Genomic DNA, 23,100 nt, shown 5'->3' with positions numbered 1-23,100 from the left:
GCGCGAATAAGAACAAAAGCAGAACAACAGCGTTGCGAGTCGTGTGGATCCAAGGTTTCGCCTGGTCGCCGGCGGGGAATCCCGCGCGGCTGAAGAGGGAAGTGGCAACACGTCCCTGCCGGTGGCGGCCGTCCCGCGGCCGGGTGGCGCGCCCACCCTGTCCGAACTGTTCCCCGCCTTGCCCCGCGACGCCGGCTGGACCGGCTTCGTCCTTGCCCACCTCCATCCCGCAAAGCCCTTGCTGTGGGTGCAGGAAAGGATGGCGATCCTCGAGGCCGGGAGGGTCCACCCCGCGGGCCTGGGTCCGCTCGGCCCCGGGCTCATCCATGTCGAGGCGCGCGACGCCAAGGCTGCCTTGTGGGCAATGGAGGAGGGCCTCCGATGCGCGGGGATAGGCGCGGTGATCGGCGAATTGTGGGGCGATCCGCAGGCGCTCGACTTCACCGCCACGCGGCGGTTGGCGGTGGCGGCGGAGCGGACGGGGGTCGCCTGCTGGCTGGTCCGGCTGCAGGGCGCGGCCAACCTCAGCGGCGCGCGCGAACGCTGGCGGCTGGGCAGCGCGCCGAGCGAGGCCCATCCGCTCGACCCCAAGGCGCCCGGCGCGCCGCGCTGGGAGGCCGACCTGTTCCGCTCGCGGCGCCAGGCCCCGGCCCGCTGGATCGTCGGCCTTGACCCGGCGGATCTGCTCCCTGTGGCTGCCGAACCTGTCGATCGAGCGCTGGGCGGGGCTTCACGCCGACGGGCCTGAAGTCGCGCTCGCCCGCCCACTGGTGCTGACCGCCGAAGGCCGCCACGGGCCGGTGATCCATGCCGTCACTGCCGCCGCCGCAGCCCGCGGCGCGGCGCCGGGTACGCGGCTGACCGACGCCCGTGCGCTCGACCCCGCGCTGGAAGCGGAAGCTGCCGACCTTGTCGGCGAAGCGGCCTGGCTGCGCGCCGCCGCCCGCTGGGCCAGCCGCTGGTCGCCGCTGGTCGAGGTCGACGGCGCCGCCGCCCTGCGCCTCGACGTCACCGGGATCGCCCACCTGTTCGGCGGCGAGGCGGCGCTGCTGGCCGACATGGAGCGGCGCTTCGACGCCATGGGCATCACCGCCCGCGCAGCCATCGCCCCGACTGCCGGCGCGGCCTGGGCGCTGGCGCGTTACGCCCCCGCGTCGCCGATCGCCGCCGAGGGGCTGGCCGCCATCCTCGCCCCGCTGCCGGTTGCCGCCCTGCGCCTGTCGCCGCTCGCCACCCGCACCCTGACCCGCCTCGGCCTGAAGCTGATCGGCGACCTTGCCGGGGTGCCGCGCAAGGCGCTCGCCCGGCGCTTCGGCAAGGACGACCATCCGCTCGACGCGCTCGACCGCGCGCTGGGCCGCACCGCCGAACCGCTCACCCCGCTGCCCGAGGACCCGCCCCCGCGCGCACTGCTGCCGCTCAAGGAGCCGGTGCTCCACCCGGAGGCCCCGGCCGAAGCCCTGCGCCTGCTGATCCCGCGCCTTGCCGCAGAGCTTGCCGACCGCCGGCTCGGTGCCCGGATCCTCGCGCTCACCGCCTTCCGGGTCGACGGCAGTTGCTGCGAACTCCAGGTCGCGACCTCGATTCCTTCCCGTGCGCCCGATCACCTCGCCCGGCTGCTCGGCGGCGTGCTCGAGCGCGAGGGGATCGACCCCGGCTTCGGCATCGACGCCTTCGCGCTGGAGGTCCGCTGGTGGGAACGGCTCGACCCCGCACAGGAAGGGCTGGTCGGCGAGCCCGGCGGGGAGCAGGCGGTAGCGGCGCTGATCGACCGGCTGAGCGTCCGTCTCGGCGCCGCCAAGGTGCGCCGCCCATGCCCGGTCGAAAGCCATCTACCCGAACGCGCCGCCGGCTGGGCCGACGGGGTCGATGCCGCCGAACCTCCCCGGCAGCCCGGGCACCAGGCCGGTCCCCATCCCACCCGCCTGCTCGACCGGCCCGAGGCGATTGCGGTCATCTATGCCACTCCCGAAGGCCTCCCCCGCCGCTTCGTGTGGCGGCGCCGGGTCCATGACATCGCCCGCGCGCAGGGGCCGCGGCGGATCGCGCCCGAATGGTGGCGCTCGCCCTCCACCGCCCGCCTGCGCGATTATTACAAGGTCGAGGACAGCGACGGCCGGCGGTTCTGGATCTTCCGCGAGGGCCTGGTCGGCGACGGCCGTGGCGGCCCGCCCGGGTGGTTCGTCCACGGGCTGTTTTCCTGATGCCCGAACAGGAAGGCTTTGCCCGCCGCAAGCTGGTCCGCGAGGACGGCCCGGCCCCCTTCATCCGCAAGGCGCCGTTCGTGGAGCTGGGCGTCACCACCCCTTTCTCCTTCCTGCGCGGCGCATCGGATTCGATCGAGCTGGTGCTGACCGCGCTCGAACAGGGCATGGACGCGATCGGCGTCGCCGACTGGAACACGCTGGCCGGGGTGGTCCGAATGCACAGCGCCTGCCGGGGCGCGGGGTTGAGGCCGCTGATCGGCGCCCGGCTGGTGGTCGACGCACCCGCCCCGCTCGCGGGAGGAGCCGGGGGCGGGTCGGTCGTGCCGATCCGGGGAGGTTCGCCTAACCAGGCCCACTCCCCGGCACCCACCGGCGAGCCGGAGGGGGCGACGATACAGCTCCTCGCCTACCCCCGGAATCGCGAAGGCTATGCCCGCCTGTCGCGCCTGCTCAGCCTCGGCCAGGGCCGCGCCATCAAGGGGGAGTGCGAGCTTTCCCTCGCCGACGTCGCCGCCCATGCCGAGGGGATCGCCTTCATCGCCTGGCCGGGCGAGGATCTCGATGCGTTCGAAGCCCAGCTCCCCGCGATCCGCGAAGTGCTGCCCGAGCTTCGCCATCTTGCCGCGACCCACCTCTACCGCGGCGACGACCTTGCCCGGATCGAGCGGCTCGACCGCCTCGCATGCTCGTTCGGCGGGACCATCCTCGCCTCGGGCGACGTCCATTACCACACCGCCGCCAAGCGGCCGCTGCAGGACGTCCTGACCTGCATCCGCGAGAAGACCACGCTGGCCGAGGCCGGTTTCCGCCTCCACGCCAATGGCGAACGTCATCTCAAGGGGCCGGAGGAGATGGCGCGATTGTTCGAGCGTTGGCCCCACGCGCTCGCCGCTACCCGCGCCTTTGCCGACGCGCTCGACTTCAGCCTCGACGAACTCAAATACGAATATCCGCGCGAGAGCGTCCCCGATAACCTCAGCCCCCAGGCGCATCTGGAGGTGCTGACCTGGGCCGGGGCGGAGGAGCGCTATCCCCTCGGCATCCCCGACAAGGTCACGGCGCAGCTTCGCCACGAGTTGCGGCTGATCGAGAAGCTGAACTTCGCCCGCTACTTCCTGACGGTCCATTCGATCGTCGCCTTTGCCCGCGGCTGCGAGCCGCCGATCCTGTGCCAGGGCCGCGGCTCGGCCGCCAACAGCGCGGTCTGCTATTGCCTGCAGATCACCGCGGTCGACCCGGCCGACACCGATCTCCTGTTCGAACGCTTCATCTCCGAGGAGCGCAAGGAGCCGCCCGACATCGACGTCGACTTCGAGCATGAGCGGCGCGAGGAGGTGATCCAGCACATCTACGAGAAATACGGCCGCGACCGCGCCGGGCTGTGCGCCACCGTGATCCACTATCGCCCGCGCTCGGCGATCCGCGAGGTAGGCAAGGCGATGGGCCTGTCCGAGGACATCTGCGCCGCCATCTCCGGCACCATCTGGGGGTGGGGCGAGGACGTCACCGAGACCCATGTGGAGGAAGCCGGGCTCGACCTCACCGATCCGCACCTCGCCCGAACGGTCAAGCTTGCCGAGCAGCTGATCGGCATGCCGCGCCACCTCAGCCAGCATGTCGGCGGCTTCATCCTGACCGAGCGCCCGCTGATCGAAACCGTGCCGGTCGGCAACGGCGCCATGCCCGACCGCACCTTCATCGAATGGGACAAGGACGACATCGAGGAACTGGGAATCCTCAAGATCGACGTGCTCGCGCTCGGGATGCTGACCTGCATCCGCAAATGCTTCAGCCTGATCGAGGAAGTCCACGGCCGCCCGCTCGACCTCGCCACCGTCCCCCGCGAGGAGCCTCGGGTCTACGACATGCTGTGCACCGGCGATTCGCTGGGCGTGTTCCAGATCGAAAGCCGGGCGCAGATGAACATGCTCCCGCGGCTCAAGCCCCGCTGCTTCTACGACCTGGTGATCGAAGTAGCGATCGTCCGCCCCGGCCCGATCCAGGGCGACATGGTCCACCCCTTTCTCAAGCGCAGGCAGGGCAAGGAAAAGGTCGAATATCCGCGCCCCTCGCCCGACCACGGCCCCCCGGACGAGCTCGAACGCATCCTCAAGCGGACGCTCGGCGTGCCGGTGTTCCAGGAACAGGCGATGAAGATCGCGCTCGACGCGGCGAAGTTCAGCAGCGCCGAGGCCAACCAGCTCAGGAAGGCGATGGCGACCTTCCGCAGCCGCGGCACTATCGACCTCCTGCAGGACAAGATGGTCGAGCGGATGGTGGCCCGCGGCTATGAGCGCGAGTTCGCCGAACGCTGCTTCCACCAGATCCGCGGCTTCGGCGAATATGGCTTCCCCGAAAGCCACGCGGCCAGCTTCGCCCACCTCGTCTATGTCTCCAGCTGGCTGCGCTGGCGCTACCCCGCGGCCTTTGCCTGCGCGCTGCTCAACAGCCAGCCGATGGGCTTCTACGCCCCGGCGCAGATCGTGAAGGACGCGCAGGCGCATGGCGTTCCGGTGCTGGCGGTGGATGTGAACGACAGCGGCTGGGATTGCAGCCTGGAAGCCCCGCCGGGTGCGCGGGGTCGGGGCGACACCGCGCTTCGCCTCGGTCTCCGCCAGGTCGAGGGCCTTCGCGCGATGGATGCGGCGCGGGTCGTGGCCGGTGCGCCCTACAGGAGTGTCGAGGAGCTGCACCGCCGCGGCGGGGTGCCGCCCCATGCCATCGTCAAGCTGGCCGAGGCCGACTGCTTCCGCTCGATGGGCCTCGACCGGCGGCAGGCGCTGTGGGACGCCCGCGCGCTCCGCCCGGTGCCCGAACTGCCCTTGTTCGCCGCAGCGCGGCTGGCCGGGAGAGGGGCCCGCGAGGAAGGTGACGAGCGCGACAAGGCGGTGCTTCCCGCCATGCCGCTGCCTGAGCATGTGGTCAGCGACTACCAGACCATGCGCCTCAGCCTGAAGGCGCACCCGATGCAGTTCCTGCGCGACCATTATGCGGCACGCGGCTTCGTCCGTGCCGCGGACCTGCGCTCGATCCCCTATGGCAAGCGCGTCAGCCTTGCCGGGCTGGTGCTGATCCGCCAGCGGCCGGGCAGCGCCAAGGGGGTGTGCTTCATTACGCTGGAGGATGAGACCGGGACCGCCAACCTGGTGGTCTGGCCCGATGCCTTTGCGGCGCAGCGGCGGGTCGTGATGGGCGCCCGGCTGATGGTGGTCCACGGCCTCGTCCAGCATGACGAGGCAGTGTGCCACCTGATCGCGAGCCGGCTGGAGGACGACAGCCCGCGCCTCCGTACGCTGAGCGACAGCCAGGCCTTCGATCCGCAGGTCGGTCGCGGCGACGGGGCAGGACCGAGTCGCCCGCCGATGGCCCGCCACCCGCGCGACGCCGAAATCATCCCCAAGGCGCGGGTCGTCGACTGTCCGACCTAGCGATCAGGGCCAGGATCGCCACAATCCTGCCACTCTTGAGCAAGCTTAAGTCAAGGGTGGAGCGTTTAATGATCCCCTTATGCGCACGATGATTCTCTCGCTTGCCGCCGCCGCGACGTTGGCGATCCCGGCGCCCGCCCTGGCCGCGAGCCCGATCGAGGGCCTGTGGACCAACCACAAGAAATCGGTGGTGGTCCGGATCGCTCCGTGCGGCCGCAACTGGTGCGGCGAAGTAGTCAGCGCCAATGCCCGCGAGGAAGCCAAGGCGGCCAAGTACGGGATGGACGACCTCGAGGGCGAAACCCTGCTGACCGCGCTGCGCCCGACCGGCGCCGCCCGCTGGAAGGGCCAGGTCTACGTGCCCAAGCTCGGCCGCAAGGTCGGCAGCACCGTCACCATGACCTCGCGCAACCAGATGAAGGTGTCGGGCTGCTTCGCGGGGATCATCTGCAAGACCCAGCTGTGGAGCCGGGTCGGCTAGGCTTTCTTTGACCGCGCCGCCCGGCTAGCGCCGTGGCATGAGCAAGCCCACCATCCTCGTCACCGGCGGCGCCGGCTATATCGGAAGCCACGCCGTCCTCGCGCTGCACGACGCGGGCTGGCCGGTGGTGGTCGCCGACAACCTCTCCAACGGCCGCCGCGAGGCGATTCCGGAGGGTGTCCCGCTGGTCGAGGTGGATGTCGGCGATGCAGACGCGATGGCAGGCCTGTTCGCTGCGCACCCGATCGCCGCGATCATGCACTTCGCGGGCTCGATCGTGGTCCCGGACAGCGTCACCGACCCCCATTATTATTATCGCAACAACACCGTCGCCAGCCACAGCCTGATCGGATCGTCGATGAAGGCGGGGGTTCGCCACATCCTCTTTTCCTCGACCGCCGCCGCCTATGGCGCCCCCGAGACGGTGCCGGTGGACGAGGACAATGCCACTCGCCCGATCAATCCCTACGGCTGGTCCAAGCTGATGACCGAGCAGATGCTCCGCGACATCGCCGCTACCGGCGCCTTCAACTATGGCGCGCTGCGCTACTTCAACGTCGCCGGCGCCGATCCGCAGGGGCGCTCGGGCCAGGCCAGCAAGGGCGCCACGCACCTGCTCAAGGTCGCGTGCGAGGCCGCGGTCGGCAAGCGCACCCATGTCGATGTGTTCGGGACCGATTACCCGACCCCCGACGGCACCTGCATCCGCGACTATATTCATGTCTCCGACCTCGCCAGCGCCCACGTGCTGGCGCTGGAAGCGCTGATGGCGAGCCCGGCCGAGAGCTTCACCCTCAACATCGGCTACGGTCGCGGCACCTCGGTGCTGGAGATGCTGGACGCGCTGGACGCGGTGAACGGGGCGCCGGTGAAGCGCGTGATGGGCGAGCGCCGCGCCGGTGACCCGCCGCAACTGGTCGCCTCCAACCGCCGGTTGGTCGAACGCCTGGGATGGGAGCCACGCTACGCCGATACCGCGACGATCATTCGAAGCGCGCTCGAATGGGAGCGCCGCCTCGCCAGCTGAGGATCACCCGTTGCGCCCCATCACCTTTGCCGCCCTGCCGCTTGCCTTTGCGCTGATCGGCGCCGCCCAGCCCGCCACCACGCTGCCGCAGAGCAGTGCCGCTGAGCGCGTCCGGGCCCATGTCACCTTCCTGTCCAGCGACCTCCTCGAAGGCCGCGACACCGGCAGCCGCGGGCATGAGATCGCCGCCAGCTATGTCGTGAGCCAATTGCAGGCGCTGGGACTGAAGCCGGGCGGCGACAAGGGCAGCTGGTACCAGCAGGTGCCGTATCGGCGGGCGACGCTGGATGGCGTTCCGACCCTCAGCTTCACCAGCCGGGGCGGCTCGGTGCCGCTGACTCACGGCGCCGACGTCACGGTGCGGCCGAACCTGGTCACCCGGAACATGAAGGTGAACGCCGGCCTGGTTTTCGTCGGCTACGGCATCGCCGATCCGGTGCTGGGCATCGACGATTATCGCGGCGTCGACGCCAAGGGCAAGATCGTGGTGGCGTTCAGCGGCACCCCCAAGGGGCTGCGCAGCGACGTGTCGGCGCATTTGGGCCAAGTGAAGCCGCAGACGGCCGCCGCCCGCGGCGCGGTCGGCTATGTCGAGATTCCTGCCAATCCGCTCGGCAACTGGGGGCCGCTTGTGACGAGCGCCGCGCGCCCGGTGACCAACTGGGCCGACGGGAAGGGTGGGTCCGGACAGGGCCGAGCCGCCCCGCTGCTGCGCATGAGCTTCAGCAAGGCGACCGCGGAGCGTTTGTTCGCCGGTGCCCGCCAGACCCTGGCCGCCGCGCAGTCCGAGGCCGCGGCGGGGAGGCAACCCAAGGGCTTCGCGCTGACCGGCCAGCTGCGCGTGGACGCGACCAGCAAGTGGGAGGACTTTACCAGCCCCAATGTGGTCGCCGTTCTTCCCGGCACCGATCCCAAGTTGTCGAATGAATATGTCGCGCTGATGGGTCACCTCGACCACATCGGCGTGCGCAAGGGTGCCAAGCCGGGCGAGGACGCGATCAACAACGGCGCGCTCGACAATGCCAGCGGCGTGTCGACCATGCTGGAGACGGCACGGTCGTTCGTCGCTTCCGGCCAGGCGCCCAAGCGCAGCCTGCTGTTCCTCGCGGTGACTGGCGAGGAAGTGGGCCTGACCGGCGCCGATTATTTCGCGACCAACCCGACCGTTCCGCTGCCGCGTATCGCCGCGCTGGTGAACCTCGACATGCCGCTGTTGCTCTATCCGTTCCGCGACGTCATCGCCTTCGGAGCCGAGCACAGCAATATCGTCAAGGCGGTCGACGCGGCCGGGCGGGCGATGCAGGTCAGCACCACCGCCGACCCCATGCCGGAACAGGGCCTGTTCACCCGCTCCGACCATTATCGCTTCGTCACCCGCGGGGTTCCGAGCGTGTTCCTGATGACCGGCTACGCCAATGGCGGCGAGGCGCAGTGGAAGAAGTTCCTCGGCGGCTGTTATCACCATCCGTGCGACGAGGTCGGACAGGGGATCGACTGGGAGGCGGCGGCGCGCTTCGGCGAGCTCAACTATCGGATTGCCCGCCAGCTGGCCGACGCGCCCGAGCGCCCGCGCTGGTATGCCGACAGCTATTTCGGGCGGACCTTCGGCGGCAGCCAGCCCAAGCTGGCGCGATAGGGGAGACAAGTGGAGCAGGAGCAGGCCGTCTTCGACTGGAAAGACCTGCTGCTGGCCGGGGGGCTGTTTCTCATCATCTTCCTTCCGCTCGATTTGGTCATCGAATGGTTGGCGGCTCGCTGGGATATCACCATGCTGCACGCCCGCTACAGGCAGATGGACGTCGGCACGGCGTTGGCCGTCGCTCTTAGCCTCGTCATCGCATCCAGGCTCTTCGATGCCCTCGGGTCGAAGCGGGTGAAGCGGCCGACGAAACTTGACTCAGGGCCGCCCCTCCCATAGGGGCGCTGGCCGAAGCCCGAAGGGCGTCAGCTGACAACCAGACATTAGAGAGACGGGTCCACCCGCCATGAAGATTCGCAATTCGCTCAAGAGCCTCAAGGATCGTCACCGGGATTGCCGCGTGATCCGTCGTCGTGGCCGGACCTACGTCATCAACAAGACGAACCGCCGCTTCAAGGCGCGCCAGGGCTGAGCCTACTGAACCGTGCCCGAACGGGACGGTTCGCTTCATCGTCAGGATAGGGCGGTCCGTCGTCATCGACGGTTCATGTCTATCGTCCTATTGAAGGCTCTCGTTAGGAGCCGATTCGATGCGCTTGTTCATGCCTGCCACCATTGCCACCGCCATTTCCGCGGTCGGGCTCGGCCTTGCGGCCGTGCCGGGTGCGGCGTCGGCGCAGTCGACCGGCCAGGGCTGCGTGTCGCCGCCCGGCATGAACTACATGATCTGCAACGGCCAGCGCGTGCCCAAGCCCGGCAACCGCGTCGCCAGCCCCGGTGGCGGCTGGCGCGAGGAATCCAAGCAGGGCAATTGCATCGTCGTCCGCGAGAAGACCGCCAACGGCGAATTCAAGGAAAGCCGCCGCTGCGACTGACCCGGCAGGGTCCGCCCGCCGTTGGTTGAGACCTAGGACGTCTTCGTAATCCCGCGCGCGGTGCGTCCGGTCGGATCTTCCGCAATCTTGCATTCGGGTAGCTGGAAACGCTGATTGTCGCTGCACGGGCGGACCTGCGCGGTGCCGTCGGGCCCGACGAAGATTCCCCAGCTGCGCTTGTCGTCGCAGTCCGCCGACCACATCGACAGCTTCTTATATTCGGTGACGTAGCCAGATCGCTCGACCCGGCGGCAACGCAGGCCGCTGGCGAGGATCGCACGCTTGAGCGCGATGTTACGGTTCATTTCGTCGAGCTGGTGGAGCGCGTTCTGCTCCTCGCTGCGGACGGCGATCTCCGGCTGTTTGCTCGCCGCCTGATCGCTTCCCCCGCTTCCGCAGGCGGTGAGCACCAGTGCCGGCAGGGCGACAAGCAGCAGACGCATTCTCACTTCTCCTCGTCATAGGCGATGGTCACCCGCGCTGCGGCCGCCTTGGCGGCAGCCACTGCGTCCTCGACGCTCGCCGCCCTCGCCAGGGCGACGCCCATGCGCCGTCCGGGAAGGGTTTCCGGCTTACCGAACAGTCGAAGGTCGACCGGGGTTTCCGCCGATCCAGCGGCAAGCGCCGCGCCCACCCCTTCGAACCGGAATTCGCGGCACGATCGGTCGGCCAGGATCACCGCCGAGGCGCTCGGACCCCGCTGGACGATGGTGCCGACCGGAAGGCCGAGGATGGCGCGCAGGTGCAATTCGAACTCGTTTGGGTCCTGGCCGATCAGCGTCACCATTCCGGTGTCGTGCGGCCGGGGGCTCAGTTCCGAGAAGATGGCGCGGTCGCCGGCGATGAAGAATTCGACCCCGAACAGCCCGCGTCCGCCAAGCGCCTCGACGATCGTCGCCGCCTGCCGCCGGGCGTCCTCCAGCACCGCCGGGGACATCGCGGCCGGCTGCCAGCTTTCACGATAATCGCCGGCTTCCTGGCGATGGCCGATGGGCGCGCAGAAGTGGATTCCGTCGGCGGCTGCCACCGTCAGCAAGGTGATCTCGCTGTCGAAGCGGATGAATTCCTCGACGATCGCCATCGGCCGGTCGCCGCGCATCTTCTCGATCGCATAGGCGAAGGCGGTGCGGACCTCGGCCTCGGTGGTAGCGGTGCTCTGGCCCTTCCCCGACGAGGACATGACCGGCTTGATGACGCAGGGGAGCCCGACCGCCTGCGCCGCGGCAAGCGCTTCGTCCTCGGTCTCGGCAAAGCGATAGCGGCTTGTGGTCAGCCCCTGTTCCTCGGCGGCGAAGCGGCGGATGCCGTCGCGGTTCATGGTCAGCCGCGCCGCCTTTGCGGACGGGACCACCTGCCAGCCCTCTTCCTCCAGCGCCGCCAGCGTAGCGGTATCGATCGCCTCGATCTCGGGGACGATGAAGTCCGGACAATGCTTCTCGACCGCCGCCCGCAGCGCCGCGCCGTCGAGCATCGAGAAGACTTCCGCCGCGTCGGCGACCTGCATGGCGGGGGCATTGGGGTAGCGATCACAGGCGACGACCGCGCAACCGAGGCGCTTGGCCGCGATCGCGAACTCACGGCCGAGTTCGCCCGACCCCAGCAGCATGAGCTTGGCAAGGAACATCGGACAAGTGCCTACCGCAACCGCGCATCACGCGATAGGCTGCCCCCATGAGCATCCTCCTCGCCCTCGCCGCCGCTGCCCAGGCACCCGCCGCCGCCAAGCCGCTGACCCCTTCCGAGATCGTCGCGCAGGCGCCGGCCGCCGCATGGAGCGAAGTCAGTCCGGACGACCTGATGGTGATCGACTATCAGGGTGGCGCGCGAACCATCATCGAGCTCGCACCCGCCTTCGCGCCGGTGCATGTCGCCAACATTCGCGCCCTGGCGGCCGCCGGCTACTGGCGCGGTGCCAGCATCTACCGGGTGCAGGACAATTACGTCACCCAGTGGGGCGTCAACGAAGGCGGTCCGCCGATCCCGGCGAGCGTCGTCAAGAAGCCGCCGGCCGAATATGACCGGGCGGTACGCGGCCTCACCATCCGACCACTCGGCCATTCCGACGCCTACGCCCCGCGGGTCGGCCATGCCCAGAGCTGGCCGGTTGCCTGGAACCCCGCGACCGGCCGCGGCAACCTCACCCATTGCTATGGCATGGTCGGGGTCGGCCGCGACATGGCGCCCGACACCGGCATGGGCGGCGAGCTGTATGCAGTTATCGGTCATGCCCCGCGGCATCTCGACCGCAACATCGCGCTGGTCGGACGCGTGGTCGAAGGGATCGAGCAGATGTCGGCGCTGCCGCGCGGGACCGAGGCGCTGGGCATCTACAAGGCGGGAACGGTGGCGCGAATGATCGCCAACGTGCGGCTCGCCTCGGCGATGCCGGTGGCGGAACGGCCGCGCTTCCAGGTCATGAAGACCGACAGCGCCACCTTCTCGGCCTATGTCAGGGCGCGGGCCAATCGCAAGGATGCCTTCTTCAACATCCCCGCCGGCGGGGTCGACCTATGCAATGCGCCGGTGCCCGTCAGACGGACACCGGCGCCTTCGTCTTCCTCGCGTTAGTCGTCCCCATCCGGCGGCGCGGCGGCAAGCTGCGCCCCGTTCCTGTCTTGCCGGTGAGGACGTGGGATTACGCCGCCCAGGCGTGTCCGTGATTGCGGTTGCGATGCTGGATCACCGCCGGTCCATTGTGGTGACGGGTGCTGGCTTCGGCGAGCGGCAGGGCCGTTGCGCAAAAGGCACATTCCGCCGACACACGACCGATCAGCCAGTGCGTCCGGCCACAACCGGGGCAGTGATTCACTTCATGCTCGCGATAGACTGCATGGTAGCCGCGCCCCTTGGGGTCGTGCTTCAGGCCCAGCTCTCCGAGGGTCGGGAAATTGGTCATGATCAGGCAATCCTTTCAGCCCGGCATAACGGCGATGCGCCGGCGAAGGTTCCCTTTGATCGGAGGTGCCTAGCCCCGAATCAGATGGATCGAAGGGCTGTTGCAGGACGGGCACGCAGGGCCGGCCAGGCCGCCACAAGGGCGGTCAGGACCGCCACCGCCATGCCGGCCAGCGGCAGGGTCAGGAGGCTTGGCCAGTCGGGCAGGAACGGCAGTTCGAACAGCCAGGTGACGACCCCGTAGGCCGCCGCCGTACCGGTCACGAAGGCGAGGGTGACGATCCCGCCGGCCATTGCCGCAAACTCTATCCCCTGCGCGGCCAGCACCTGCGCGCGGGTGGCGCCGACCAGCTTCAGGAGCACGCTTTCGCGGGTCCGGGTGCGGCGGGTGGCGGCCACCGCGCCGGCCAGCACCGTCACTCCGATCACGATCGCCACCAGGGTCGCAAGCCTGATCGCGTTGTCGAGCCCTTCGAGGATGGTCGTGACCTGCGCCACCACGTCGCTGACCCGGATGGTGCTGACCATCGGCAGCCCGGCGGCAAGCGCGCGTTCGAACCCGAGGGTCGAGGCGCCACGTTCGGGCGAGGCGGTTGCCATCAGCGTGTAGGGGGCCTGCTCCAGCGTACCCGGTGCGAAGATGATCGCGAAGTTGAAGCCGAGGCTGCGCCAGTCGATCGTTCGGAAGCTGGCGATGCGCGCTTCGATCGGCGACCCCAGCACTGCGATGGTCATGGTGTCGCCGATCTTGAGGCCGAGCGCCCGGGCCGCCTCGATGTCGAGGCTGACCAGCGGCGGTCCGGCATAATCGGCGGGCCACCATTCGCCCTCGACGACCTGATTGGCCTCCGGAAGCTCGCGGGCGAAGGTCAGGCCGCGGTCGCCGCGGAGGATCCAGGCGCCTTCGGGGATCGCCTTGAGCGCCGACACCGGCTGGCCGTTGAGCGCGGTGACCGGCCCGCGCAGAGACGGCACGAGGCGCAGGTCGGCGCCGGGCAGTTCGCGCGCGGCAAGGTCGCGGAAGCGAGCTTCCTCGGTCGCCGGGATGTCGAGCATGAACAGCGCCGGCGCCTTGGCCGGGATGTTGCCGGCAAGCTCGGCGCGGACGCTTCCGCCGATCCCTGCAAGAGCGACCAGAAGCGCCAGCCCGAGGCCGAGCGCGACGCTGAGCCGGACGGTGGCGGCGCCCGGGCGGTGCAGCGCGGCGAGGCCCAGCCGGGCGACCGGACCGCCCCGGCTGCCGAGGCGGCGGGCGGCCAGCGCGAGCAGCTTGCCGGCCCCGGCGAACAGAAAGGCGAGCGCGACCCCGCCGGCGATGGTCGCGGCGGTGACCGCCTCGTTGCCGGAGGTCAGGATCGCCAGCGCGGATACCGCGGCGGCGGCAAGCAGCGGGACGAGAAGGTCGCGGCGATCAGGGCTGCCCTCGTCGACATCGCCGCGCAGGACCGCGGCCGGCCGGGCGCGGGCGGCACGCGCCAGCGGGACCCACGCCGCGGCCAGCGTGACCAGCAGCCCGAATACCGCCGAGCGGCCCAGTGCGCCCCATTGCGGGCTGGGGTCGGGCGCGACGGGAAGAAGGTCGGCGGCGGCGCGACCGACGATCGCGGGCACGGTGGCGCCGACCAGCGTTCCGAGCAGGATCGCGACCAGGGCGAGCAGGGTGACGCTGGTGCCGAGCATCAGCGCGAGGTCGCGGGTGCGGGCGCCGTGTACCTTCAGGATGGCGATGGTCGACCGGCGGGAGGCGGCAAAGGCGCTGGCGGCCGAGGCGATGCCGATGCTTCCGATACCAAGCGCGCCGAGCGCGATCAGCAGCAGCATCTGTCCGGCGCGCTCGGTGAACCGGCGGGTGCCGGACGCGGCTTCGCTCCTGTCGGTGACGCGCCAACCGCCCTCGGGAAAGCGCTTCTGGAAGGAGCTTCCGATCCCCTCGTAGGAGGCCCCGGAGGGAAGCGCGACGCGGTAGCTGCTGGTGTAGAGGCTGCCCGGCTGGACCAGCCGCGAGGCGTCCAGCCCGGCGCGGCTGACCAGCACCGGCGGCGCCAGCGCGAAACCCGAGGGCGCCGGCAATTTCTCGATGATCCCGCTGACCCGGTAATCGCCGTAGCCGATGCGCAGCGGGCTTCCGAGGCGAAGCGAGAAGCGCTCGGCAAGTTCGCGCCCGATCGCGGCGTCGGTCGCGGCGGCCGGCATCCGGCCGGAGGCGAGCGTCACGCGGCCGGCGGCGGGCCACCCCTCGTCCACGCCAGACAGGTCGACCAGAGCGGTCTGCCCGCCGATCTGGGCGGTGCTGCGCAGGGTAACGCTCTCCCGCACGGTGCCGAGGCGGGCGATCGCCTCCCGTTCCGCGGGCGTCGCGCTGCGCTGGGCGACGCTCAGGGCGAGATCGCCGCCCAGCAGCTCGCGGGCCTGTCCCTCGATGGTCGATTCGATTGCGCTCGACAGGCTGGTGACGGCCGACAGCCCGGCGACCGCGATGGTCAGGCAGGCCAGCAGCAGCCACAGGCCGCCGACCCCGTGCGCGAGGTCGCGCCGGCCAAGCCTGAGCCCGGCACTCACGCCGCCAGCCGCCCGTCGGCGATCCGCAGCACCCGCCCGGCACGCTCGGCGACGGCGGGATCGTGGGTGATCACCACCAGCCCCGCGCCCGCCGCCGCGACGCGGTCGAACAGCAGGTCGATGATCCTGGCCCCGGTGGCGGCGTCGAGATTGCCGGTCGGCTCGTCGGCCAGCAGCAGGCGCGGGGCAGGGGCGGTGGCGCGCGCGATGGCGACCCGCTGCTGCTCGCCGCCCGACAATTGCGCGGGATAATGGTTTTCGCGCGCCGCCAGTCCGACCGCGGCAAGCTCGGCCTGGGCGCGAGCGCGGGGGTCGGGGGCGCCGACCAGCTCCATCGGAACCATCACGTTCTGCAGCGCGGTCATGGTCGGAAGCAGGTGAAAGGCCTGCAGCACCACGCCGATCGACCGGCCCCGGAGACGCGCCAGCTGGTCCTCGCCAAGTGCGCCCATGTCCTCGCCAAGCACCCTGACGCTGCCGGCCGAGGCCTTTTCCAGTCCGGCGACGACCGCCATCAGCGAGCTCTTGCCCGAACCCGAGGCGCCGAGGATCGCAACCGTCTCGCCCTCGTCGATGCGAAGGCTGACCCCGCGCAGGATCTCCGTCCGGGCCCGCCCTTCGCCGAGGGTGAGCTGGACGTCTTCGAGCTGGATCAGGGGATTTGTCATGTCGACGGGGGAGCTAGGAAGCTTGAAGGGTCGCCGCAATGGCCTAGATGGTCAGGCCATGATCCGCTGGATGTTTCCCTTTGCCCTCGCCGCCGCCGCCGTTCCGGCCGCCGCCCAGGCCCCGATCGCGCGCGCCGCGGCGGACGGGCCGCTGATCCTGGCCTTCGGCGACAGCCTGACCGCCGGCTATGGCCTTGGTCGCGGGCTGGGCTTCGCGCCGCAGCTGGAGGACGCGCTTCGCCGTCATGGCGTCAAGGCGCGGGTTCATGACGCGGGCGTGTCGGGCGACACCACCGCAGGCGGCCGTGCCCGGCTTGCCTGGACGCTGCAGCGGATGGGCGCCAAGCCCGATCTGGCGATCGTCGAGCTGGGTGCAAACGACATGCTGCGCGGGGTCGATCCCAAGGTCACCGAAGCCAATCTCGACGCGATCCTGGCCGAATTGAAGCGGCAGGGCATTCCGGTGCTGGTCGCTGGGATGCTTGCGGCGCCGAACCTCGGTCCTGACTACCGCCAGCGCTACGAGGCGATCTTTCCGACGCTCGCCCGCAAATATGATGCAGAACTTTATCCGTTCATCCTGCAAGGCGTCGTGGGCAACCGCGCCTTGCTGCTGGGCGACGGCGTGCATCCCAATTTCGAAGGGATCAAGCGGATGGTGACGGGAATCATGCCGACCGTCCAGCGCGCGCTGGCCAAGGCCGGACCAAGGCAGGGCTAGGCGGTCAGCCGCCGATCTGGCCGAGCGCTTCCTCGCTGAGCGGTTCGGCGAACTGCGCGCCGAGCTTGCCGGCGGCGGTCCAGCGCACGATCGCGCTGGCGCGTTCGCGGCCCGGCAGGATCAGCCACACCCGCGCGCCGACCTCATGCTCGGTGCTGGTCTCGGCCATGAAACCGTCGCTCGAGATGTTGAGCACACGGGCTTCGGTACCGGTGGTGCCCATTTCGCGAACATGCGCGTCGAGCTCGACGGCCGAACGCGGCTGACCGCGGCGCTCGGCGCCGGACGGGTCTTTGGCGATGCGGGCATCGATCGGCACGTTTTCACACTCCTGGAGGGGGTCGGACGAAGGGTTTCCACCGATCGGCCGGCTGGGCGCTATGGCGCATCCTCCGGCGAAACGCCAGACCGGGCTAAGCCGTGGTGGTTGCTGGACAAACGGAGTCGCGGAGGGTGCGGATGTTGCCCCGCGGACACTGGAGAAAGACGTTCATCTTCGGTAACAGGGGACAAGGGCAGAAGGCCCGTCGAATTGGTAGGGGTATGCAAGTGATGCGCGGTCGAGCGGCGATAACGGTAATGCTGATGGTGAGTGCCGGTTCGGCCTGGGCGCAGACCCGCCCGGCGGCGCCTGTCACGACCACCACCACCAGGCCGCTCGGCGCTGCGGCGCAGGTCCAGCCGGCGGTTGACCCGCTTGCTCCCCGCGCCGCGACCCCCGCCCCGGCCGTCACGCCGGCGCCGGCCGGTACAACCACCACGGTTGCCGAGCCGCTTGCGCCACTGCCCGTTCCCGAAGTGCCGCCGGCAATCTGGTCGGCTGCTCCCGCCGCGGAGCTGCTCGGCTTTGTCCGCGCGATCGGCAGCGAGGGCCTTGACCCGCGAGACTACAGCCCGGCGCTGCTGGAGGCGGCGCTGAAGACCGGCGATCCGGCGCAGATCAGCGCGGCCGCCAACACCGTCTGGCCGCTGGTCGTGCGCGACCTCGCGCTCGGACATGTCCGCGGCGCTGCGCGCGTGCAGTGGTTCGTCCGCGATCCCGACCTGCCCGAAGGACGCACCCGCCAGTTGCTCGATGCGGCGCTGGCCGGGGGCAGCGTCACCGCGACGCTCAACGGCCTGCTTCCCAACCATCCGCAATATGGCTCGCTGAAGAATGCGCTGGCCAAGGCCGATGCCAAGGATGCCGGGACGGTTGGGGCGATCCGCCTCAACATGGATCGCTGGCGCTGGCTGCCGCGCGACCTCGGCAATCGCTATATCATCGTCAACGTGCCGGGCGAGCACGCCACCCTGGTCGAGAACAGTGTCACGCGCTGGAAGCATCGCGCCATCGCCGGCGCGCCCAAGACCCCGACGCCGCAATTGTCGGTGATGGCGACGGGCGTGCACCTCAATCCGTGGTGGGAAGTGCCCAAGAGCCTGTCGGCGAGCGTCGCGGGCAAGGCCGGCTACGTCGCGGTCAAGGGCAAGGACGGCAAGGTCCAGCGCTGGCGCCAGCCGCCGGGGCCGAGCAATGCGCTGGGCAAGATCAAGTTCACCATGGCGAACGAGCATGCGATCTTCCTGCATGACACCAACAATCGCGGACTGTTCGATTCGCAGAACCGCTTCTTCAGCCACGGCTGCATCCGGACCGAGAATGTCCTCGACCTCGCGGCGGAACTGCTGAGCGATGATGGCGGCGACTGGGACCGCGCCAAGATCGACGCCGCGCTGGACAGCAAGAAGACGGTCATGCCCAGCTTCGTGAAGCCGGTGCCGGTCTACATCGTCTACTTCTCGGTCGCCGCGCTGACCGACGGCAGCATCGTCAAGTACACCGACCTCTACAAGCGTGACGCACCGGTCCGCGCCGCGCTCAACGACCGCGACGGCGGTGCCAAGCCTCCGGTCCGCTCGGCCTCGCGCTGATCCACGCAACAAAAAGGGAGCTCCGGCTGGTCGGCCGGAGCTCCCTTTTTTCATGGCTTCAGCGGAGTGACCCGCCGGCAGAAGCGGATCAGGCCAGCTTGTCGGCGTAGATCATTCGCCCATCGCCCAGCGTGCGCATCACTTCAAAGTGACTGTCGCGGCCAAAGGCAAAGCAGCCTTCCGACCGGCCGAGCTTGCCGTGGATCCCGATCATGTCGGGTTCGGCATACCACGCCTGGTGCGCGACGATCGCGCGGCCGAGCGCATTGTTGTTGGTCCAGTCGAGCCCGTTCAGCCGCATCGAGAGGCCGTATTTGCCATGGTAGAAGTCGGCGGTGGAATAGGCCCCGTTGGACGTCGCATTGCTCCCGAAATCGTTGGAGAAATGCTCCAGGAAACCGGTGTGCCCGCGATCGGAACCACGACCGTGGGCGACGCGGTGGCTGGTGACCTGGCCGGTTGCCATGTCGACGACGTGAAAGCGCGGATCGCGGCTGGGCGAGGAGAAGTCGGCGATACCGATCCGGTCGGTATGGCGCAGCGTCATCCGATGCCGCTCGAGCGCGGCCTTGGCCCGCGCAAACAGTTGCGCGTCGACGCCGATCGGCCCCGTCGGGCTGGTCGACACGGTTGCGACGGGCGCAGCGGGAGCAATCGGCACGAGCGGCTCGCCAATCAGCGGCTTCTGCCCGGCAAGAAGCCCGGGCAGGTCGGCAGCCAGCGCCGCTCCGGAAAGGAGCGCGGCACCGCCACCAAGACCCAAATGGCGCAGCACGTCGCGGCGATTGATCGTCACCCAAGGCCCTCCTGTTGAAACTGGAAACAAGAAAAGCCTATACACGGCAATAGGTTAACAGGCGATAACCATTGCCGATTCCGGGCGCGCCGGGCAGTCGTTTCGTCGCACGGCGGCCCCATGGGTTGTCGAATCGGCCATCCGCTGTTAGGGGCTCCAGCTTCCGGCGCGACCCTGGTTGCGCGAGGAGCCGCTTTGGTCGCCTGCAGTACGTCCCCCGGGGACAGCAGTGCGATGCCTAGCCGTCCAGAGAAGGACGGCGTGGGCGCAACCTTTGAGACATGGAGTGACGGACTTTTATGCAAATCATCGTTCGCGACAATAACGTCGACCAGGCGCTGCGCGCGCTCAAGAAGAAGCTGCAGCGCGAGGGCGTCTACCGCGAGATGAAGCTGCGCCGTCACTACGAGAAGCCGTCGGAGAAGCGCGCCCGTGAGCGCGCCGCCGCGATCCGCCGCGCCCGCAAGCTCGAGCGCAAGCGCGCCGAGCGCGAGGGTGCACGGTAAGAGCGCCGAAACGCTTTTCCTTGACCCATACGGAGGCCGCCCCTTACCGGGCGGCCTTTGCATTTGTGCCTCCCGCCACAGGATGATCGTCTGATGAGCGCCACCCAGGTTCCCCTTATCCCCGTCGCCCGCTCCACCCGGCTGCGGCTTGCCTTCGGGCTCATCCTGCTGGTCATCGCCGGCGCGGCGCTGGCGTTTGCCGGTGCCGGCCAGATGGGCCCCAAGACCACCGCCACCGGCGTGCAGATCCGCACAATCAAGGCCGGCGAGGGTGCCATCATCGGGCCGCAGGACGGGGTGATCATCGATTATGTCGGGACGCTGCCGGACGGGACCAAGTTCGACGAAGCGCAGGATGCGCCGCTGCTGGTTCAGCAGGTGGTGCCGGGCTTCGCCGAAGCGCTCCAGAACATGCAGCCGAACGGCCGCTACAAGGTCCGTATCCCGGGTGAACTGGCCTATGGCGCAACCCCGCCGCCGGGCTCGCCGATCCCGCCCAACAGCCCGCTCGACTTCGAGATCACGGTGAAGCGCGTGGTCCAGAATGCGGCCGCGCAGCTTGGCGCCCAGGGTGCCCAGCCGCTTCCACCGGGCGCCGAGGTTCCCCCGCCGCCGGGTCCGGGTCCCGAGCGGGGCCAATAAGCTTCAGGTAAAAGGGCGACGCCCGGCACCGCTGCCGGGCGTCGCCAACTCTCGGGGGCTTAGACCCCGCTGCGCAGGCTGGTGCCGGCGCGTCCACCGCGCAGGCTGGTCAGCCAGCTGATCGGGTTCCACCAGCTCGCCGATCCGTCGAGGCTGAAGGTGATGAACTCGGCCCGACCACCGATATTCTCCCACGGCACCGGTCCGCCGAGGCCGTTCTCCACCGGTCCGAGCGCGAAGCGGCTGTCGGCGCTGCGGTCGCGATTGTCGCCCATCAGAAAGACATGGTCGGCCGGGACCTTCACCGGCGGATAATCGTCGCCGATGCTCTGGCCGAGGTCGACGGTATCGTAGACGGCGCCGTTGGGAAGCGTTTCGCGGACGATCGGGAGCGAGCAGGCGAAACCGCCACCCGGCTGCTGGACCAGGCGGCCGGCGAACTGCTCGACACCGCAGGGCGCATTGTCGTCGACCGGAACCATCCGGTCGGGCAGGCGCTGCTGGCGAACCGGCACGCCGTTCAGGATCAGGCGGCCGCCGCGCACCTCGACCGTGTCGCCGGGCAGGCCGATCACCCGCTTGATGTAGTCCTCCCGGAGGCCCGGCGGAGTGACGATGACCACGTCGCCGGCCTTGGGCAGGCTGCCCCACAGGCGGCCCTTCTGTTCGGGCCAGAGGTGGAAGCTGGGCGACACCCATGACCAGCCATAGGCATATTTGCTGACCACCAGCCGGTCGCCCTTGAGCAGGCCGGGCATCATCGATTCCGACGGGATGTAGAAGGGCTTGGCGACCAGGCTGTGGAACAGCAGCACCGCCACCAGCACCCAGAAGATGCCCTTGATCTCACGCCACAGGGCGGAGTCCTTCTTGGCCTCGGCCGGAGCGGTCACCGGTGCATCGGGCCCGTTGGCCTGGTTGAGGACGGTCTCGCTCACTTAAGTCTCCGCAATCGGCACGGCTTCCAGGATGACGAAGGCCTGCGCCCAGGGATGGTCGTCGGTCATCGTCAGATGTACCCGCAGGGCGTGGCCCGCAGGGGTTAGCGCGTCAAGACGCGCCGCGGCGCCGCCCGTCAGCTGCAGAGTGGGCGCGCCGCTTGGCAGATTGACCACCCCGATGTCCTTCATGAACACGCCGCGCTTGAACCCGGTACCGACCGCCTTGGAAAAGGCTTCCTTGGCCGCGAAGCGCTTGGCCAGCGTTCCGGCGGCGGTGAACGGACGGCGGGCGGCCTTGGCACGTTCGCGGTCGGTGAAGACCCGGTTGAGGAAGCGGTCGCCGAACCGATCCAGCGAATTCTGGATCCGCTCGATGTTGCACAGGTCCGAGCCCAGGCCGACGATCACGTTCTCTCTCCCTCCCGGGAGCGGGAGGAGGGCGTCATCGGGCGCTGTCCATCAGGTCGCGCATCCGCCGGATGCTGGTGTCGAGCCCGACAAAGATCGCCTCGCCGACCAGGAAATGGCCGATGTTGAGCTCGGCGAATTGCGGCACGGCGGCGATCGGGACGACATTGGCATAGGTCAGCCCATGCCCGGCGTGCGGTTCGATCCCGTTCTTGGCGGCCAGCGCGGCAGCGTCGGCGAGACGCCTCAGTTCGGTTTCACGCTCCTCCTCGGGCAGGTGGGCGTAGCGGCCAGTGTGAAGTTCGACTACCGGTGCGCCGAGGCGGACGGCGGCGGCGATCTGCGCCGCGTCGGGCTCGATGAACAGCGACACGCGAATGCCCGCGGCGCCAAGCTCGCCGATGAAGCGGCGCAGATGGTCGAACTGACCGGCGGCGTCGAGCCCGCCCTCGGTGGTGCGTTCCTCGCGCTTCTCGGGAACGATGCAGGCGGCATGGGGGCGGGTCGCAAGCGCGATTCGCAACATCTCGTCGGTCGCCGCCATCTCGAGGTTGAGCGGCAGCGCGATCTCGTTCTTGAGACGGACGAGGTCGTCGTCGCGGATGTGGCGGCGATCCTCGCGCAGGTGCGCGGTGATGCCCTGCGCGCCGGCGGCCTCGGCCACGTGGGCGGCGCGGACCGGATCGGGAAAGTCGCCGCCGCGCGCATTACGGATGGTCGCGACATGGTCGATGTTGACGCCGAGGCGAAGAAACCCGCTCATCGTGCCGACATGGCAGCGCGCCGCGCGATGTTCAATCAGGCGGCCGCGCGGCTTCCGGGCTTGATCGCAGGGATGGCGGCAAGCTCTGGCGGAAGCGCATCGGCGGCGTAGGTCGGGACATCGAGGCGGATCAGCGGGGTGAAGGGTACGCCGAGATCGGCCGTCCCGTTGGAGCGGTCGACCAGCGCAGCGGCGGCGATCACTTCCCCGCCTGCCTCGGCGATGGCCAGAATCGCTTCGCGGCTGGAAAGGCCGGTGGTGACCACGTCCTCGACCATCAGCACGCGGGTGCCGCGGTCGAGGCGAAAACCGCGGCGCAGTTCGAAAGTGCCGGTCGGCCGCTCGACGAACATCGCGGGCAGACCCAGCGCGCGGCCCATTTCGTGGCCGATGATGACGCCGCCCATCGCGGGGGAGACCACGGCCTGCAGCTCGGCGCGAAGAGCGGGATCGATCCGCTCGGCGAGGGCGCGGGCGAGCCGCTCGGCGCGGATCGGGTCCATCAGCACCCGCGCGCACTGCAGGTAGCGCGACGAGCGGAGGCCCGAGGAAAGGATGAAATGGCCCTCGAGAAGCGCTTCCGCCGCGCGGAACTCGGCCAATATCTCCTGCTCGGTCATGCGCTTGCCC

At 69.4% G+C, this 23,100-nt stretch carries 25 protein-coding genes; 14 read left to right on the top strand and 11 right to left on the bottom strand.

Annotation, left to right across the window (positions count from 1 at the left end; all coding sequences use genetic code 11):
- The first annotated feature begins 43 nt into the window (after window positions 1–43).
- The 9 genes from GGQ97_RS02500 to GGQ97_RS02460 all read left to right on the top strand — a co-directional run bounded on the left by GGQ97_RS02500 (window position 44) and on the right by GGQ97_RS02460 (window position 9,657).
- Window positions 44–748 (top strand): ImuA family protein, encoded by a 705-nt coding sequence (locus GGQ97_RS02500; protein WP_168067482.1) that lies wholly within the window; start codon window positions 44–46, stop codon window positions 746–748.
- On the top strand, window positions 669–2,204 hold the full coding sequence (locus GGQ97_RS02495) for a Y-family DNA polymerase (RefSeq protein WP_209022779.1): 1,536 nt from the start codon (window positions 669–671) through the stop codon (window positions 2,202–2,204). The genes GGQ97_RS02500 and GGQ97_RS02495 overlap by 80 nt, the downstream gene beginning before the upstream one ends.
- On the top strand, window positions 2,204–5,635 hold the full coding sequence (locus tag GGQ97_RS02490; RefSeq protein WP_168067481.1) for an error-prone DNA polymerase: 3,432 nt from the start codon (window positions 2,204–2,206) through the stop codon (window positions 5,633–5,635). Before GGQ97_RS02495 ends, GGQ97_RS02490 begins: the two co-directional genes overlap by 1 nt.
- Before the next feature lie 79 nt (window positions 5,636–5,714).
- The gene (locus tag GGQ97_RS02485) at window positions 5,715–6,116 is read left to right on the top strand and encodes a DUF2147 domain-containing protein (RefSeq protein WP_168067480.1); all 402 of its coding nucleotides are present in this window, start codon (window positions 5,715–5,717) and stop codon (window positions 6,114–6,116) included.
- A 37-nt stretch (window positions 6,117–6,153) separates the two neighbouring features.
- Window positions 6,154–7,143 carry a UDP-glucose 4-epimerase GalE gene (gene galE / locus GGQ97_RS02480; RefSeq protein ID WP_168067479.1) on the top strand — a complete coding sequence of 330 codons (990 nt, stop codon included), beginning with the start codon at window positions 6,154–6,156 and terminating at the stop codon, window positions 7,141–7,143.
- A gap of 10 nt (window positions 7,144–7,153) precedes the next feature.
- A complete protein-coding gene (locus tag GGQ97_RS02475) occupies window positions 7,154–8,779 on the top strand; it encodes a M28 family peptidase (protein ID WP_168067478.1) in 1,626 nt (541 codons plus the stop codon).
- A 9-nt stretch (window positions 8,780–8,788) separates the two neighbouring features.
- On the top strand, window positions 8,789–9,061 hold the full coding sequence (locus tag GGQ97_RS02470; RefSeq protein ID WP_168067477.1) for a hypothetical protein: 273 nt from the start codon (window positions 8,789–8,791) through the stop codon (window positions 9,059–9,061).
- A 67-nt stretch (window positions 9,062–9,128) separates the two neighbouring features.
- On the top strand, window positions 9,129–9,254 hold the full coding sequence (ykgO, locus tag GGQ97_RS02465; RefSeq protein WP_029941846.1) for a type B 50S ribosomal protein L36: 126 nt from the start codon (window positions 9,129–9,131) through the stop codon (window positions 9,252–9,254).
- A gap of 118 nt (window positions 9,255–9,372) precedes the next feature.
- Entirely contained in the window at window positions 9,373–9,657 is a 285-nt protein-coding gene (locus GGQ97_RS02460; RefSeq protein ID WP_168067476.1) for a hypothetical protein, read from the top strand.
- A gap of 32 nt (window positions 9,658–9,689) precedes the next feature.
- Here GGQ97_RS02460 and GGQ97_RS02455 read toward each other — a convergent pair whose 3' ends face one another.
- Both GGQ97_RS02455 and purT read right to left on the bottom strand, forming a co-directional pair.
- The gene (locus tag GGQ97_RS02455) at window positions 9,690–10,100 is read right to left on the bottom strand and encodes a hypothetical protein (RefSeq protein WP_168067475.1); all 411 of its coding nucleotides are present in this window, start codon (window positions 10,098–10,100) and stop codon (window positions 9,690–9,692) included.
- A 2-nt stretch (window positions 10,101–10,102) separates the two neighbouring features.
- Complete coding sequence (purT, locus tag GGQ97_RS02450) at window positions 10,103–11,281, bottom strand: formate-dependent phosphoribosylglycinamide formyltransferase (protein ID WP_168067474.1); 1,179 nt, start codon at window positions 11,279–11,281, stop codon at window positions 10,103–10,105.
- A gap of 47 nt (window positions 11,282–11,328) precedes the next feature.
- Here purT and GGQ97_RS02445 point away from each other — a divergent pair, with 47 nt between their 5' ends.
- A complete protein-coding gene (locus GGQ97_RS02445) occupies window positions 11,329–12,225 on the top strand; it encodes a peptidylprolyl isomerase (protein ID WP_168067473.1) in 897 nt (298 codons plus the stop codon).
- 67 nt (window positions 12,226–12,292) lie between these two features.
- Here the strand turns inward: GGQ97_RS02445 and GGQ97_RS02440 are convergent, their stop codons facing one another.
- From GGQ97_RS02440 to GGQ97_RS02430, 3 genes are all read right to left on the bottom strand, one after another.
- Window positions 12,293–12,553 carry a hypothetical protein gene (locus GGQ97_RS02440; RefSeq protein ID WP_168067049.1) on the bottom strand — a complete coding sequence of 87 codons (261 nt, stop codon included), beginning with the start codon at window positions 12,551–12,553 and terminating at the stop codon, window positions 12,293–12,295.
- Between the two features lie 80 nt (window positions 12,554–12,633).
- Window positions 12,634–15,111, bottom strand: coding sequence for an FtsX-like permease family protein (locus GGQ97_RS02435; protein ID WP_168067472.1), 2,478 nt, complete (start codon window positions 15,109–15,111; stop codon window positions 12,634–12,636).
- Window positions 15,108–15,779 (bottom strand): ABC transporter ATP-binding protein, encoded by a 672-nt coding sequence (locus GGQ97_RS02430; RefSeq protein ID WP_168067471.1) that lies wholly within the window; start codon window positions 15,777–15,779, stop codon window positions 15,108–15,110. Before GGQ97_RS02430 ends, GGQ97_RS02435 begins: the two co-directional genes overlap by 4 nt.
- 58 nt (window positions 15,780–15,837) lie before the next feature.
- Here GGQ97_RS02430 and GGQ97_RS02425 point away from each other — a divergent pair, with 58 nt between their 5' ends.
- Window positions 15,838–16,500 carry an arylesterase gene (locus GGQ97_RS02425; RefSeq protein WP_168067470.1) on the top strand — a complete coding sequence of 221 codons (663 nt, stop codon included), beginning with the start codon at window positions 15,838–15,840 and terminating at the stop codon, window positions 16,498–16,500.
- Between the two features lie 4 nt (window positions 16,501–16,504).
- Here GGQ97_RS02425 and GGQ97_RS02420 read toward each other — a convergent pair whose 3' ends face one another.
- A complete protein-coding gene (locus tag GGQ97_RS02420) occupies window positions 16,505–16,819 on the bottom strand; it encodes a PilZ domain-containing protein (protein WP_168067469.1) in 315 nt (104 codons plus the stop codon).
- Between the two features lie 233 nt (window positions 16,820–17,052).
- On the opposite strand from GGQ97_RS02420, the gene GGQ97_RS02415 reads away from it, so the two are divergent.
- Window positions 17,053–18,414: a L,D-transpeptidase family protein gene (locus GGQ97_RS02415; RefSeq protein ID WP_168067468.1), complete on the top strand. Its 1,362-nt coding sequence runs from the start codon at window positions 17,053–17,055 to the stop codon at window positions 18,412–18,414.
- Between the two features lie 88 nt (window positions 18,415–18,502).
- Here GGQ97_RS02415 and GGQ97_RS02410 read toward each other — a convergent pair whose 3' ends face one another.
- Window positions 18,503–19,210, bottom strand: a complete 708-nt coding sequence (locus tag GGQ97_RS02410) for a murein L,D-transpeptidase catalytic domain-containing protein (RefSeq protein ID WP_168067467.1) — start codon at window positions 19,208–19,210, stop codon at window positions 18,503–18,505.
- 299 nt (window positions 19,211–19,509) lie between these two features.
- Between GGQ97_RS02410 and rpsU the strand changes: the two genes are divergently transcribed.
- Window positions 19,510–19,716 carry a 30S ribosomal protein S21 gene (gene rpsU, locus GGQ97_RS02405; RefSeq protein ID WP_029941857.1) on the top strand — a complete coding sequence of 69 codons (207 nt, stop codon included), beginning with the start codon at window positions 19,510–19,512 and terminating at the stop codon, window positions 19,714–19,716.
- 93 nt (window positions 19,717–19,809) lie between these two features.
- A complete protein-coding gene (locus GGQ97_RS02400; RefSeq protein ID WP_168067466.1) occupies window positions 19,810–20,358 on the top strand; it encodes an FKBP-type peptidyl-prolyl cis-trans isomerase in 549 nt (182 codons plus the stop codon).
- 59 nt (window positions 20,359–20,417) lie between these two features.
- On the opposite strand, the gene lepB is transcribed toward GGQ97_RS02400, so the two are convergent.
- The 4 genes from lepB to pyrE are packed head-to-tail and all read right to left on the bottom strand — an operon-like array spanning window position 20,418 to window position 23,090.
- Window positions 20,418–21,296, bottom strand: coding sequence for a signal peptidase I (lepB, locus tag GGQ97_RS02395; RefSeq protein ID WP_168067465.1), 879 nt, complete (start codon window positions 21,294–21,296; stop codon window positions 20,418–20,420).
- Entirely contained in the window at window positions 21,297–21,707 is a 411-nt protein-coding gene (acpS, locus tag GGQ97_RS02390) for a holo-ACP synthase (RefSeq protein WP_168067464.1), read from the bottom strand.
- 34 nt (window positions 21,708–21,741) lie between these two features.
- A complete protein-coding gene (locus tag GGQ97_RS02385) occupies window positions 21,742–22,470 on the bottom strand; it encodes a pyridoxine 5'-phosphate synthase (RefSeq protein ID WP_168067463.1) in 729 nt (242 codons plus the stop codon).
- 35 nt (window positions 22,471–22,505) lie between these two features.
- On the bottom strand, window positions 22,506–23,090 hold the full coding sequence (pyrE, locus tag GGQ97_RS02380; protein ID WP_168067462.1) for an orotate phosphoribosyltransferase: 585 nt from the start codon (window positions 23,088–23,090) through the stop codon (window positions 22,506–22,508).
- Between the last annotated feature and the right edge of the window lie 10 nt (window positions 23,091–23,100).

It is taken from the genome of Sphingomonas kaistensis, assembly GCF_011927725.1.
In the GTDB taxonomy this organism is placed as follows: Bacteria; Pseudomonadota; Alphaproteobacteria; order Sphingomonadales; family Sphingomonadaceae; genus Sphingomicrobium; species Sphingomicrobium kaistense.
This window is presented reverse-complemented; position numbering and strand designations above follow the sequence as displayed.

Bases quoted from the DNA above. Each gene is read 5' to 3' on its own strand.
- GGQ97_RS02385 (WP_168067463.1), bottom strand. From the start codon at position 22,470: ATGAGCGGGTTTCTTCGCCTCGGCGTCAACATCGACCATGTCGCGACC.
- pyrE (WP_168067462.1), bottom strand. From the start codon at position 23,090: ATGACCGAGCAGGAGATATTGGCCGAGTTCCGCGCGGCGGAAGCGCTT.
- GGQ97_RS02445 (WP_168067473.1), top strand. From the start codon at position 11,329: ATGAGCATCCTCCTCGCCCTCGCCGCCGCTGCCCAGGCACCCGCCGCC.
- GGQ97_RS02485 (WP_168067480.1), top strand. From the start codon at position 5,715: ATGCGCACGATGATTCTCTCGCTTGCCGCCGCCGCGACGTTGGCGATC.
- rpsU (WP_029941857.1), top strand. From the start codon at position 19,510: ATGCAAATCATCGTTCGCGACAATAACGTCGACCAGGCGCTGCGCGCG.
- ykgO (WP_029941846.1), top strand. From the start codon at position 9,129: ATGAAGATTCGCAATTCGCTCAAGAGCCTCAAGGATCGTCACCGGGAT.
- GGQ97_RS02415 (WP_168067468.1), top strand. From the start codon at position 17,053: ATGCGCGGTCGAGCGGCGATAACGGTAATGCTGATGGTGAGTGCCGGT.
- purT (WP_168067474.1), bottom strand. From the start codon at position 11,281: ATGTTCCTTGCCAAGCTCATGCTGCTGGGGTCGGGCGAACTCGGCCGT.
- GGQ97_RS02425 (WP_168067470.1), top strand. From the start codon at position 15,838: ATGATCCGCTGGATGTTTCCCTTTGCCCTCGCCGCCGCCGCCGTTCCG.
- GGQ97_RS02455 (WP_168067475.1), bottom strand. From the start codon at position 10,100: ATGCGTCTGCTGCTTGTCGCCCTGCCGGCACTGGTGCTCACCGCCTGC.
- GGQ97_RS02460 (WP_168067476.1), top strand. From the start codon at position 9,373: ATGCGCTTGTTCATGCCTGCCACCATTGCCACCGCCATTTCCGCGGTC.
- GGQ97_RS02490 (WP_168067481.1), top strand. From the start codon at position 2,204: ATGCCCGAACAGGAAGGCTTTGCCCGCCGCAAGCTGGTCCGCGAGGAC.
- GGQ97_RS02400 (WP_168067466.1), top strand. From the start codon at position 19,810: ATGAGCGCCACCCAGGTTCCCCTTATCCCCGTCGCCCGCTCCACCCGG.
- GGQ97_RS02430 (WP_168067471.1), bottom strand. From the start codon at position 15,779: ATGACAAATCCCCTGATCCAGCTCGAAGACGTCCAGCTCACCCTCGGC.
- GGQ97_RS02440 (WP_168067049.1), bottom strand. From the start codon at position 12,553: ATGACCAATTTCCCGACCCTCGGAGAGCTGGGCCTGAAGCACGACCCC.
- galE (WP_168067479.1), top strand. From the start codon at position 6,154: ATGAGCAAGCCCACCATCCTCGTCACCGGCGGCGCCGGCTATATCGGA.